General features: G+C 36.8%; 12 protein-coding genes and 2 pseudogenes. All 14 read left to right on the top strand.

Features of this window, described 5'->3' with window-relative positions:
* The first annotated feature begins 402 nt into the window (after positions 1-402).
* The 14 genes and pseudogenes from AAGD87_RS07430 to AAGD87_RS07365 all read left to right on the top strand — a co-directional run bounded on the left by AAGD87_RS07430 (position 403) and on the right by AAGD87_RS07365 (position 13,480).
* Positions 403-861, top strand: coding sequence for a Holliday junction resolvase (locus tag AAGD87_RS07430; RefSeq protein ID WP_341817806.1), 459 nt, complete (start codon positions 403-405; stop codon positions 859-861).
* A gap of 103 nt (positions 862-964) precedes the next feature.
* Positions 965-2,185 (top strand): DNA modification methylase, encoded by a 1,221-nt coding sequence (locus tag AAGD87_RS07425; protein ID WP_341817592.1) that lies wholly within the window; start codon positions 965-967, stop codon positions 2,183-2,185.
* A 28-nt stretch (positions 2,186-2,213) separates the two neighbouring features.
* Positions 2,214-2,696: a hypothetical protein gene (locus AAGD87_RS07420; protein WP_341817591.1), complete on the top strand. Its 483-nt coding sequence runs from the start codon at positions 2,214-2,216 to the stop codon at positions 2,694-2,696.
* Positions 2,697-2,715: 19 nt separating this feature from the next.
* Entirely contained in the window at positions 2,716-4,200 is a 1,485-nt protein-coding gene (locus AAGD87_RS07415; protein WP_341817590.1) for an ankyrin repeat domain-containing protein, read from the top strand.
* Entirely contained in the window at positions 4,197-6,020 is a 1,824-nt protein-coding gene (locus AAGD87_RS07410) for a phage terminase large subunit family protein (protein WP_341817589.1), read from the top strand. Before AAGD87_RS07415 ends, AAGD87_RS07410 begins: the two co-directional genes overlap by 4 nt.
* Positions 6,021-6,023: 3 nt before the next feature.
* Positions 6,024-6,248 carry a gpW family head-tail joining protein gene (locus tag AAGD87_RS07405; protein ID WP_341817588.1) on the top strand — a complete coding sequence of 75 codons (225 nt, stop codon included), beginning with the start codon at positions 6,024-6,026 and terminating at the stop codon, positions 6,246-6,248.
* Entirely contained in the window at positions 6,245-6,949 is a 705-nt protein-coding gene (locus tag AAGD87_RS07400; protein WP_264686595.1) for a glycoside hydrolase family 25 protein, read from the top strand. Before AAGD87_RS07405 ends, AAGD87_RS07400 begins: the two co-directional genes overlap by 4 nt.
* Positions 6,946-7,953 (top strand): annotated as a pseudogene (locus AAGD87_RS07395) (phage portal protein); the annotation flags it as partial. The gene AAGD87_RS07400 and the pseudogene AAGD87_RS07395, both read left to right, overlap by 4 nt.
* A 104-nt stretch (positions 7,954-8,057) precedes the next feature.
* A pseudogene (locus AAGD87_RS07390) lies at positions 8,058-8,468 on the top strand (phage portal protein); the annotation flags it as partial.
* A complete protein-coding gene (locus AAGD87_RS07385; protein ID WP_213863532.1) occupies positions 8,465-9,511 on the top strand; it encodes a S49 family peptidase in 1,047 nt (348 codons plus the stop codon). The pseudogene AAGD87_RS07390 and the gene AAGD87_RS07385, both read left to right, overlap by 4 nt.
* Before the next feature lie 77 nt (positions 9,512-9,588).
* Positions 9,589-9,957, top strand: coding sequence for a head decoration protein (locus tag AAGD87_RS07380; protein WP_077188124.1), 369 nt, complete (start codon positions 9,589-9,591; stop codon positions 9,955-9,957).
* A gap of 420 nt (positions 9,958-10,377) precedes the next feature.
* Positions 10,378-10,566 (top strand): hypothetical protein, encoded by a 189-nt coding sequence (locus AAGD87_RS07375; RefSeq protein ID WP_226080281.1) that lies wholly within the window; start codon positions 10,378-10,380, stop codon positions 10,564-10,566.
* Positions 10,553-11,797: a group II intron reverse transcriptase/maturase gene (ltrA, locus tag AAGD87_RS07370; RefSeq protein ID WP_341817448.1), complete on the top strand. Its 1,245-nt coding sequence runs from the start codon at positions 10,553-10,555 to the stop codon at positions 11,795-11,797. The genes AAGD87_RS07375 and ltrA overlap by 14 nt, the downstream gene beginning before the upstream one ends.
* Positions 11,798-11,947: 150 nt before the next feature.
* A complete protein-coding gene (locus AAGD87_RS07365; RefSeq protein WP_341817587.1) occupies positions 11,948-13,480 on the top strand; it encodes an AAA family ATPase in 1,533 nt (510 codons plus the stop codon).
* Positions 13,481-13,919: the final 439 nt, after the last annotated feature.

Below are 13,919 nucleotides of genomic sequence, written 5' to 3'. Positions count from 1 at the left end.
AATTTCTGAGTTACTAATTAGTATTTCAGAAAGCAGTGATCGTTAAGTTATTGATAATATTGTCTTTTTTATGTTCTATTCCTAAAAGCCGTTTCTAAAGTTAAGTGGCTAAAATCGGCCAGTAAAGAGGGTTTACGGATTACTGAAGTCTTATATATATTATATATATATTTAAATACAGGTAAAATATAATATATGATAATATAATAATATAAATATTGGCGTAATATAAGTTATGTAAAATAGTTATTAAGATAAGTAAAGATGAAAAAAACTCAAATGGCAGGATATGAAATTTTTTTTAATTTTTTTTCAAAATTGCGGACGAATTTGCGAGTCATCGTACATATATATTATACAGGGCATTGAACTTTAATTACACAAAGGAGTTTTTGTACGTCAATCTTAACGCTAGATCTCGGCAAGCAAACCGGCTGGGCAATTCTGACAGATGGAGTAATTGAAAGTGGAAGCAAAAGCTTTCATGGTAGCCGCTTTAGCGGAGGTGGCATGTGCTTCTTGAATTTTCGTAATTGGCTTAATTCTTTGAAGGACATTTCTGCAGTGTATTTTGAGGAAGTAAGAAGACATCTAGGAACTGATGCAGCGCATTGCTATGGCGGTTTTCTCGCAGTTCTGTCTGCTTGGTGTGAAGAACATCATGTGCCGTACAAAGGTGTTAATGTTAAAACTATAAAACGCTTTATAACAGGCAAAGGCAATGCAAGTAAGAGTGAAGTTATTGAAGCTGTAAAGGAAAAAGGGGTTTTGCCTAAAGATGATAATGAATCTGATGCTTTAGCATTAATGTTCTATGTTATGGATTTCAGTAAAGATATTAATAAGATGAAAAATCCATAAAAAGTGGGTCCTTTCGGCCATAATGGCGGGTTTGGTGGGTCAGACCCCAGGCCTTCTCTAGCGTCAGATATATTTTGAATATTAACTTTTTAATTATTAAGATATGAATTTAGCAATCCACTACTATCCTACTCGAAACCTAGTTGAATATGAGCGTAACCCACGTAAAAATGACGATGTGGTCAACAGAATGTGTGCTTCTATTCGGGAATTTGGCTTTCGTATACCAATAGTTGCAAAAAGCGATGGAACTGTGGTTGATGGTCATTTAAGACTTAAAGCAGCAAGAAAGCTTGGTATGGAGAGTATTCCAGTGGTTTTAAGTGATAATTTAAATGAACCACAAACCAAAGCTTTTCGATTACTGGCCAATCAATCAGCTAATTGGGCAAAGTGGGACGATGAGCTTTTAAAAGTGGAAATTCAGGAGCTAGAAGATTTACAGTTTGATCTTAAAATGACTGGATTTGAATTAGAAAAAGTTCAACGGTTTCTTGATGATTTAGATGGTGAAGAAGAAGATCTTTCTGACTTAGTTGTTGATGACAAAAAAGTAGAAATAACAAAACCAGCTGATCTATGGATTTTAGGTGATCATCGAATCTATTGTGGTGATAGCTCTTTAGTTGAATCATATAAAGCGGTATTAGATAATAAAATGGCAGATATTACCGTATGTGATCCTCCATATAACGTTGATTACGGTAGCAGTCAGGAAAGAGAAGAGAAAAAAATATTAAACGATAATCAAGGTGAAAAGTACGAACTTTTTCTCTACGACATCTGTTCCCATATTTTAGCATATACGAAAGGTGCAATTTACATCTGCATATCATCATCAGAGTTTTCAACGTTACAAAAAGTATTTGAGGAAGCGGGAGGGAAATGGTCAACATTTATCATTTGGGCAAAGAATCACTTTACGCTAGGAAGATCAGATTATCAAAGACAATACGAAGCAATGCTCTATGGATGGAAAAGCGGCAATAAACGTGAGTGGCATGGGGGTAGAAATCAAAGTGATCTATGGTTTTATGATAAGCCAACGCACAATACACTACATCCAACGATGAAGCCAGTAGAGCTAATGGAGAGAGCAATAGTAAACAGCAGCAGATCAGGAGACATAGTACTTGATCCATTTAGCGGTTCTGGAAGTACACTGATTGCATGTGAGAGAACAGGAAGAATTTGTAGGACAATAGAGCTAGATTCAAAATTTGTAGATGTAACTATAAAACGTTGGCAAATATATACCGGAAGAGATGCCCTTTTAGCCAGTACTGGTAAAACTTTTGCGGAAATTCAAGAAGAAAATTCGTAAAAAGGAGCGAAAAGAGAGGAGGAAAAGAGTGGAAAAAATCACACAAACAGAATGGGCAAGAGAGATAGGAGTATCAAAGCAATATGTCTGTTATTTAGTAAAAAAAGGAATAGTTGAGTTGGAGGATGGACTCATTGACCGAGAACAAGCAAACAGGGCTATAGAAACAATCAGAGATCCAAGTCAACCACTGAGAAGAAAAAACTATTCAGAAAGCGGAGAAAAACTTTCCACGATGTTGCTTAAAACGCGAATAAAAAATGAAATGGAGCGAGGTAAACTTCTTGAGGCGAAAGCTAAGGCTGGGATTGGTGAACTTGTAGCAGTAGAGGAAGTAAAGCGCGATGCATTTAATGTAGCAAGAGTTGTCCGTAATAATTTGCTTAATATTCCAAATAGAGTTTCAGCACTGCTTGCATCACTTAGCGACACTGAAAAGATTCATAAGACGCTAACCGAAGAGATTACAAACTCATTACAAGAATTATCTAATACTAAATTTCAAATATAAAAAAGATTTTGAATATAAAATGGCTGATAACTTAAGTTTGGAGTTAATAAAATGTCTCATCAATCAACCTGGATTAGATGTTAATGTCAGAGGATTAAATGGAAAGACACCACTACATTGCGCTATAGAGTTTGACGAGTTAAGCATGGTGGATTTATTACTCACGAAGAAGAACATTAATCCTTTTGTTGAGGACAATGAAGGCAAAACCTCCTTAGATTATGCCAAAGAAGGTAAAAAAGCAGAAATATTACAAGCATTAATCAATCACAAATACGGATCAGAACAAGATAGCTTACTTCATTTAGCTGCAATGATAGGTGAAGTTAATGCAGTTAGATATTTGATCAGAAAAGGTATTGACGTTAATGTACGAAATGCTCTGCATCATACACCATTACATCTAGCATCAGGAATAGGACATGAGAATATTGTCAAAATTTTAGTGGAAGAAGGAAATGCTGAAATAGATGTCTTTGATGCACGAAATCAGACACCAATGCACTATGCAGTTAATAACAAAAAGTTGGAAATAGTAAAGTTACTGCTAAAGCTTGGAGCAGATGTAAATAGCGCACGCATGGGACAAAACTCAATGAAATTGTCGCCTGTTCATATAGCTGTAAGTAATACTAATTACGATGAAAGAGATTTGTGTCTTGATATTCTCAAATGCTTAATAAAGGAGCCTAATGCTCAAGTAAATTTGCAAGACTACGAAAATAAAACGCCACTACATTACGCTGAAAGACTTAAAACAATAGAGGTTTTACTAACTCGAGAGGATATAGATCCTTTAATCAGGGATGATAATGGTAAGACACCATTTGATTACGCTAAACCTGAGATAAAGAAGGCTTTGATGAGTAATAAATACGGTTCTGAAAAGAATAGTCTACTACATTTAGCTGCACAAAGAGGAGAAATTGAGCTTGTAGAGTCTATCTTAAAAGAAGAAATCGATATTGATATTTCAAATAATAAAGGTTTATCACCAGTTTACCTTGCTGCGGAAAAAGGGCATTTACATGTAGTAAAGTTATTGCTGAAAAAAGGAGCAAATTATACACCTGTTTTACATTTAGCAATTAAATCAAACAATTTAGAGTTACTTAAAGTTTTATTTACTGAAAAAAATGGTGCATTGCTCTGCAGAGATACCGTTATTAATTTTCCAACCCTTCATAATAAATATATAGCACAGAGAGAAATAGCAGATAAAAGGATGAAAAAACATAATAATATTATCTGCATCTGTATTACAGTTAGCGCAGTAGCAATGGCAGCATATATAGGTTTAACAGCAACAACAATAAGCAGTGCAATCATTTTTGCAACAACAACAGGGATATTTGCGCTTATTATAGCACTAATGATAAGTGAGATGAGCAAAAGATATATAGAAAAGGAATTTCAGAAAAAGATGTTTATGGAATTGGAAGAGTGTAGTTCTACTGTTAATGATGTTGAGATAGAACCAATTATGAGTAGATGCAGACAATGATATACGCCACATCTTTTTCTGAAGGTTTAAAACCAGATCCAGAGCTTAAAGTATCAGAGTGGGCAAATGAGTATCGAGTTTTAGCGCCAACTGCAGCATCAGAGCCAGGTAAATGGAGAACAGAAAGAACTCCTTATTTAAAAGAAATCATGGATTCACTTTCTCCGTCCTCACCAGCAGAAAAAGTAGTATTCATGAAAGGAGCGCAGATTGGAGGAACAGAAGCTGGTAACAATTGGATAGGCTATATTATAGATCAGACTCCTGGTCCAATGTTAGTTGTGCAGCCAACAGTTGAAATGGGAAAACGTTGGTCAAAAGGAAGATTTGCGCCGTTAATAGAGAGTACGCCATGTTTAAAGAGTAAAGTAAAAGACCCAAGGTCAAGAGACTCAGGCAATACTGTACAAAGTAAGGAATTTCCAGGTGGAATAGTAGTAATAACTGGAGCAAACAGCAGTGTAGGACTGAGGTCTATGCCAGTAAAATATCTCTTTCTTGATGAAATAGACGCCTATCCAGGAGATTCAGGTGGTGAAGGAGATCCAGTGCTGCTCAGTATTGCTCGAACTAATACATTTGCACGGCGAAAGATTTTTTTAGTATCAACACCAACGATTCATGGAATAAGCAGAATTGAGAAAGAATTTGAAGCAACAGATAAGCAGTACTTTTTTGTACCATGTCCGTATTGTAATTACTATCAAGTTCTAAAATGGTCACAAATTAAATGGGAAAACAACGACTCAAGAACAGCACATTATGTCTGCACTGAATGTAGCGGCAAAATAGAAAATCATCAAAAGACAGAGATGCTTGAGCGTGGAGAATGGAGACCTACTAATAGAGTAAAAGGTGAGAAAAAAGGATTTCATCTTTCAAGTCTTTATAGTCCAGTAGGCTGGTATAGCTGGACTCAAGCAGTAGAAGATTTTCTTCATGCAAAAGAAAGTGAACAATTACTAAAAGTATGGATAAATACTACGCTTGGAGAAACCTGGGTAGACAAAGGAGAAGTACCAGATTGGAAGCAATTATTTAACAGGAGAGAATTTTTTCCCGTAGGCACAGTACCTAGGAGAGAAGTGGTGCTTACTGCAGGAGTAGATGTCCAAAAAGATCGTTTAGAAGTAGAAGTTGTAGCATGGGGAAAAAGCCGCGAAAGTTGGTCAATAGAATACCGAGTATTTGAAGGTGATACTGGAAGAGGAGAAGTATGGGGAAAACTCTCTGAGCTCTTAAATCATCATTTTATCGGTGAAAATGGTCTTGAATACATGATAAGTATGATGGCGGTTGATGCTGGGTATGCGACACAAGAAGTATACAATTGGGTAAGAGGTCATCAAGGCTCTGGAAGAGTAATGGCAGTGAAAGGTGTAAATAAAGCTCTAGTACCACTTAGCAGCCCAAGTAGAGTAGATATAACAGTTGGTGGTCAAAAGCTAAAAAGAGGAATAAAGCTCTGGCCAGTGGGAGTATCGATTTTAAAGTCAGAACTTTTTCAATTACTTAATGTTTTAAAGGACGGTGAAGAAACTCCAGCAGGATACTGTCATTTTCCCGAGTATGCACCTGAATATTTTAAGCAGCTAACGGCAGAGCAATTAGTCAGCAAAGTAGTAAAAGGTTATACCAAACAAGAGTGGCAAAAGGTAAGAGAAAGAAATGAAGTATTAGACTGTAGGATTTATGCAAGAGCAGCATCGATAGCACTGGGAATAGATAGATGGCCAGAGAGTAAATGGAATAGTTTAAGTGAAAAACCAGAAAGTAAAAAATCAAAGAAAATAGTGAAAAGCAAATGGATCAGCGAGTAGTAAATGTATAACGAAGATTATCTAATTCAAGTTGAACAAGCAATAAAGAAGCTTCAGAGTGGCGAAAGAGTGGTATCAATTGCATATGGTGACCATGTGGTGAGATATGCTGAAGTTCAGATAAATGATTTGCTCAGCCTCAGACAACGCATCAAAGGTGAACTAAAGATTCCTGAAATGAAGCCTAAACGAAAGATTATTTTTGCAACAAATAAAGGAGTTATATGAGGGAAAATTTTCTGAGAAAAGTTGTAAAAGAGGAATATTCTGAATTTTTAGAGCAATTAAAAACTTTTATAAAACTATGGGAGAATAGAGAGAGTCCAGTAAATGGAATAATAGATTTGTCACATTGGCAAGAAAATGTGAATTTTAAGCTAGACAAAGAGAATGGTATAGTTGGAGTAATTCACAAGGCAACACAAGGGCTAAAATATGTGGATTCAAAGTATGCGAAGAGAAGAAAGAAAGCTGAAGAAGAAGGATTACTCTGGGGAGCATATCATTTTGGCACAGAAGGAAACGGCAAGAATCAAGCTGATCATTTTCTAAAAACGGTAGGCGAAAGCAAAAATACCATACTTGCGCTGGATATTGAAGAAAACAAAAGTGGCAAAAATATTGCAGTTAAGCAAGCTGAGGAATTTGTAAAGAGAGTTGAAGAAGTAACAGGAAGATTACCCCTAATTTATGGCAGTAGCTATTTTCTTAAGGATTTTGCCACGCCAACTTTGACAAAATGTCCATTATGGATAGCAAGCTGGAGAAAAGAGCTCACATTACCAAAAGGCTGGAATGATTGGATTTTATGGCAATATACTGACGGTAAAACAAATCCAGAGCCACATGAAGTAGAAGGAATCGGAAAATGTGACAGAAATAAATTTAACGGAACTTTGAAAGAATTAAGAGAATTTTGGTTAGTATGATGCTGAAAAATTTCAAACAACTATTTAGTAAGCCAAAAATCAAAAGTTCTGCATGGGATGCGTCAGGCTCAGGAAGAAGAGTGATGTATTGGCAAGGAGAAACAGGAAGCATAAATAATTTACTTTCTCAGAGCCTTGGGCACTTACGTAGCCGCTCTCGGGATATGGTAAGAAAAAATCCATATGCAGCAAATATCATTGATACAATAGTAAGTAACTCTATTGGAACAGGAATAAAACCACAATCAAAAGCAAGAGATGGAGAATTTCGAAAGAAAGTCCAAGAATTATGGCTAAAATGGACAGATGAAGCAGATAGCTGTGGAATAAGTGATTTTTATGGATTACAAGCTCTAGTATGCAGAAGTATGATAGAGGGAGGAGAATGTTTTGTACGTTTAAGAACGAGAAAGCTGGAAGATAGATTTTCTGTGCCATTACAACTGCAAGTACTTGAGTCTGAACATTTAGATAATAAAACAAATCAAACTTTAGGAAATGGTAATGTAATAAGAAACGGGATTGAGTTTAACAAGCTTGGGCAAAGAGAAGCATATTACCTATTTAAAGAACACCCTGGTGAAGGCTCGTTTGGTGAATCAGTGAGAGTGCCAGCAAATGATGTTTTACATATTTATAGACCATTAAGACCTGGGCAAATCAGAGGGGAGCCTTGGCTTTCTAATATACTGCTGAAGCTTTATGAGCTTGATCAATATGATGATGCAGAGCTGGTGAGAAAGAAAACTGCAGCAATGTTTGCTGGATTTATTACGAGACTCGATCCAGAAGCAAATATCATGGGAGAAGGTGAAGCAAGTGAGCAAGGAGTAGCACTATCTGGCCTGGAACCTGGAACAATGCAGCTTTTAGACCCAGGAGAGGACATAAAATTTTCAGAGCCATCAGATGTTGGAGGAAGTTATGAAGCATTCATGAGACAGCAACTGAGGGCAATAGCAATAGGTACAGGAATAACATATGAGCAGCTAACAGGAGATTTATAGCTCTTTTTACAATAATCCGAACAGACCGTAATATGCTACTGGCCTGCTATAGCCATAAACACATATCTTATCGCATTCGGACTATTATAAGAAAGGCTATAACAGGTGTTAATTATTCATCCATTCGAGCAGGGCTGATAGAGTTTCGCAGAAGGTGTGGAATGTTACAGCATAACGTGATAGTGTTCCAGTTTTGTAGACCTATTTGGAATAGATGGCTAGAATTAGCAGTGCTTTGTGGAGAACTGAGTATAGATGAAAAAGTAGTAAAAGCAGCGAAAGAAGAAGTAAAATGGATACCACAGGGATTTGATTGGGTGGATCCACTGAAAGATCAGCAAGCACAACAAATGGCAGTAAGAAATGGATTTAAGAGTCGATCGGAAGTAGTATCAGAAATGGGTTACGATGTTGAAGAAATTGACCAAGAAATAGCAGAAGATCAAAGACGTGCAAGCGAACTGGGCTTAAGTTTTGATTCTGAGGTTACTGCAAATCAAGAGGTGATATGAAACAACAATGGCTAAACAGATGTGTAATGGTAGAACCAAGGAGTTTTGAGTTACTGTCACTACAAACAGGAAAGCAGCCTATCTTTAAAAATATAAAACATGCAGTAAGAAATAGTGAAAGAGGAATAATACCGATACATGGCATTTTAACTAAAAAACCTGGTGCATTTGATGAAATGCTCGGAATGACATCATATGAGCAAATAGAAGAACAAATTACACAAGCATTAGCAGATAGTAGCATAGAGACAATTATACTGGAAATAGATAGCCCCGGAGGAGAGGTAAACGGTATATTTGACCTAGCTGACTTTATTTATGAATCAAGAGCAAAAAAGAGGATAATAGCGATAGCAAATGATGATGCATATTCTGCTGCGTACGCTATAGCCTCTAGCGCTGAAAAGGTATTTGTGAGCAGAACCTCAGGAGTAGGAAGCATAGGGGTAATTGCAAGTCATATAGATCAAAGTGGATTTAATGAAAAATGTGGAATAAAATATACCACAGTATTTGCAGGAAGTAGAAAAAATGATTTAAATCCACATGAGCCAATGACGTCTGAAAGTCTGGAAAGCTTACAAAAAGAAGTAGACCGACTATATGAAATGTTTGTGCAGCTAATAGCGAGGAACAGAGGTCTTTCAATTGAAAAGATTCGATCAACGGAGGCAGGGCTATATTTTGGCGAGAGAGCAATAGAAATAGGTCTTGCAGATGGAATTACAATTCTTTCATCTATTAATAAAAACAGGAGTATTACTATGAATGAACAAACTACAACTGACCTAGAAACTGATAATTTAACTAAGTATCGTACTGAAGTTCTTGAATTAATACGTTTATGTAACTTATCACGAATGCCAGAGAAAATAGAAGAATTTATAGAGCAAGGCGTAAGTATTGAGCAAGCCAGGGAAGTTTTAATGGAATTACTTGCAGAGAGAACGAAAAAGACAGAGATACTGAGTGCAATACCGCAGAATTCAGGAGAAGAGTTGATGATGGAGGTAGCAAGGACTAGAGCGCAATCAAGTATTTAAGTTTTTTTATAACCGCCGCGTACAACAATTACAAACATGGCGGTAAAACTAAAGGGGAAAATAAATGAGGAAATTTTATGAGTTGTATAATCGAACAAAATAATCTAGGTGACTTATTAAAGTATGAGGCATCAAGTCTATATTCAAGAGACCAAATAACGGTAGCCAAGGGACAAAATCTTAAACTTGGTACAGTTGTTGGTAGTGATAAGGATAACATGATTAAGATAATAAATCCAACTGCAACAGATGGTACACAAACAGCAATAGGTGCGATAGTAAGTGATGTAAATGCGACAGAAAATGCCAAAGCAGTAATCATTACACGTATAGCAATGCTAGCAGATCATGCAATTGTGTGGCCAACAGGTATCACTGAAGAGCAAAAAGCTGCAGCAATAAAGCAACTTGAAGGACGAGGGATCATTGTCCGCAAGGGAGTGTAACTTAAATTAATAAGGGGGAAAAAGAATGCGTGCGCCAAGAGAAGCGTTTAGAACACAGTTGGTGAAAATCCGACTTAGGCAAAGTCTAGCCAATAGCCTAAAACGAACCATTATGCTGCGTAAGGTAACGAACGTAGTAAAGCTAATGGAACGGACAATACAGGGTGCAACGAAAGTGAAGGTATTGAGTCCCGAAATTTCCGACATCATAGAGGTCGACATTGTGCATTTTAGTGGAAGACAGCATGAAGGATAACGATAAGGCAAGTTATCACTCACTCTATCGGGATCTAAGGCCGTATCATGTATTGAGATGGGTTCTAAATGAACTTGGGAGATCCTTTGTATTCCTATTTAGGTACGTTAGAACAAGCCAACAAAGGCGAGGACTGACGAAAGATACAAAGGAAGTCGGACTGATTGATAATACTCAGAGTGTGGGAAAGCCACATACAAGGGGAAGCGATCAGCAATATAGCAACTGGGATAGGGATTGCAAGACTAATACAACAGAGATTGGAGGAATATGCAAAAGAAACTAAACCAGATAGCGATAAGAACAAAGCGAGACAAGCGGTTAAAATTTACATCGCTGGTGCATCTAATTAATGCAGAAAATCTAGCGGAGTGTTATAAGGAACTAAAACGCAACAAGGCTTGCGGTATAGACCAGGTGACAGTAGAAGCTTACGGAGAAAGCCTCGATGAGAAGCTTAAAACTCTAATAGATAGTATGAAGAGAAAGCAATATCAACCGCAACCGGTAAAAAGGGTATATATACCAAAAGCCGGAAGCAAAGAGAAACGCGGACTTGGAATACCATCGACAGAGGATAAGCTGGTGCAGATAATGCTAAAGAAGATATTGGAAAATATCTATGAAGCAAATTTCCTAGACCAATCATACGGGTTTCGACCTGATAGAAGCTGCCACCAAGCGGTTAAAGCATTAAATAAAACAGTTATGTACAAACCAACAAACTATATTGTGGAAGTGGACATAAAGAGGTTCTACGATAATATTCAGCATAAATGGCTAATTAGGTGCTTAAAGGAAAGAATATCTGACCCAAATTTATTGTGGTTAGTAAAGAAATTCCTTAAAGCTGGAGTCATGGAAGCTGGATATTATAAAGCAACCACACAAGGAGCACCTCAAGGAGGAATAGTAAGCCCAGTATTAGCCAATATATATTTACACTATGTGCTAGATCTATGGTTTGAAAAGAAAGTAAAACCCAAATCTAAAGGATATATGGAGCTAGTCAGGTACGCAGATGACCTTGTGGTGTGCTGTGAAAATGAGGAAGATGCTAAGGAATTTCTAGGATCACTGAAACAGAGATTAGCCAAGTTTGGTTTGGAAATATCTGAAAACAAAACGAGGATAGTAAAGTTTGGCAAGAAAGGATGGTACCAAGCAAAGAGAGAAAAGAAGAAAATGGAAAGTTTCAACTTTCTAGGATTTACGCACTACTGTGCAAAAAGTCGTAATGGCAGGCTAATTATGGGGCATAAAACCTCAAAAATAAACCTAGCTAGGAAACTTAAAGAAATCAAAGAATGGTTGAAAACGACACGTAACCGGATTTGTCTCAAAGATTGGTGGCAAATACTAAAAGCTAAACTAAGAGGGCACTATAACTACTTCGGGATTAGTGGAAATTACCGATGGCTCAGTAAGTTTGAGTGGGCGGTAAATAAGCTAACGTTTAAGTGGATAAACCGTCGTAGTCAGAAAAAGAGTATGACTTGGGAACAATTCATGAACTACAAACAAGTCAATCCACTACCAAAGCCAAAAATATGTTTTTCTTTATATATAGGAGGTATATCGTGAACGCTATTATTGTGGAGCCGTGTGCGGGAAAACTGCAAGCACGGTTCTTATGGGGGAGTCATAATAATAAAACTCAAACAAGGGGGATAGGACTATGACTTCTACCAACCAGAAGCGCTGATAGAGAAGGGAATAACTGCAACAACAGCGATGTCTGGAGCAAATGCACCTATTGAGAAAACTGATTGGACTCCGCTAAAAGGTAAACACATTATTATATGGCCAGATAATGATGAAGCAGGTAAGAAATACGCAAAAAATGCTGAAAAAAAGCTTTTAGAAATCGGAGTTGAATCACTTGTTGTTCTTAATATTCCACAAAATAAAACAAAAGGCTGGGATGCTGCTGATTGTGTAGAGGAAGGTATAGATGTCAAAGAGTTTTTAACTTCAACTCCATGTATAAATTTACCTGCTACTGATATTCCAACTACTGATACTTCAAATATGAAAAGTTTAGAAAGACCCATAAAACAGCCACTTAATATTTTAGATTGGAGTGCAGAGCGCTTTGTAGGTCCAGTACCAGAGCAAAAATTTCTTGTTGAAGGGATATTTCCTTTGGGCGTTACTTCAATAGTTGCTGCTATGGGAGACACAGGAAAAGGAATGCTGCTACTTGATTTGGCTCTCAAAGTTGTAAATGATACAGATCAAATATATGGTTTTGGTTCGCTTGTGACTGAACATGGATCAGTGGTAGTCTTTTTAGCAGAAGATGATGCAGGTGAAGTACATCGCCGCTTAGAACGACTTGACCCTAAATGTGAAAGATTAAAATATAAAGACAAACTATTTATTGTACCACTGCCAAACGTCAGAGGATCACTTACAATACTAAGAAACGTTCGTGGTAAAGTTGTCGAAGTTTCTCCTGAATTCGAATCTATAATAAAACAGCTCGAGAAAATTAAAGATCTGAAATTGATAGTATTTGATCCACTTGCTTCATTTATCCATGCAGATATAAATGCTGACCCAGCTGTAGGGGATTATCTGATGTGTCTATTGTCTGATCTAGCAAATAGTACTGGAGCTTCAATTGTTACTGCTCACCACATGAGAAAACCAAAAGGAGAAAAACCTATACTAACTGTTGAACAAGCAAGAGATGCAATAAGAGGTACCTCTGCTCTTGTTAATGGTGTTAGATGCTCATACGCTTTTTGGCCAATAGAAAATACAGCTAGGCTAGAGATCTTTAAGGCAGTAGGAGAAACACCAAGACAGAATGCTTTATTTCATGGGGCAGTTGTGAAGGCCAATGGGTTAGCTGATCGTACTGTAAGAACTTACCTAAGAAATCAGGAAACAGGGCTACTAGAAGATATAACAATACAACTAACAGTTAAAAATGCTAGTGAAAAAGACCTTAAAATATGTCTTATCGATGCAGTTACACGATCTGCTGCTTCAGGGCATCCATTTACTCACACAGGAAGCACAGGAGTATATAAGCAACGCCATAGACTACCTGAAGTTTTTCACAGCATGGGAAGGGATAGACTAGAGCGTATGGTACAGGAACTTTTGCAGGTAAAGCAGTTAGTTAAAGTGATGTCTACAGGTTCAAGAGAGGATAAGTGGCTTGACATTCCAACTGGACCATTTGCTTGTGGTATAGGAAAATTCACTCTTGGAGCTGAAGATTTTAGCTATAGGGAAAATTTAATGTTAGGATAAGTCTTTTTTTATGGGTAAAAATATTTTAGAGTTTACCCAGTTTTCTCTATTGCCATTTCAATCTATATAGCTACTATCAATTTACATCCACTCAACTAGAACTTAGCACTTAAGAAATAGCACCATCAATGATTGTATTACATTCCTAATTCCTAGGTTCCTAAATCAGTAATTAGAAATCAGGAATCTAAATTCTGCGTGAGAGCTAGCTTTTTTGCCTACGTTCCTAAAAGCGTTCCTAGAAACCACATGTCTAAAGTCAGCCAGTGAGGCGGATTCTAGCTTCCTAAAACCCTTATATATTATATATATATAATAGTAATAAATAATAACAGTAATAATAAATATAAAATATATTGGATAAATAGAAATGAAGAAGACCTAGAGAGATTACCACAAAACATTACTTAAATTTAATGAAAAAAATACAACCTTGAGG

The organism is Wolbachia endosymbiont (group A) of Pherbina coryleti (assembly GCF_964026875.1).
GTDB lineage: Bacteria > Pseudomonadota > Alphaproteobacteria > Rickettsiales > Anaplasmataceae > Wolbachia > Wolbachia pipientis.
The sequence above is the reverse complement of the archived record's forward strand: the minus strand, read 5'-3'. Positions and strand labels throughout refer to the sequence as shown.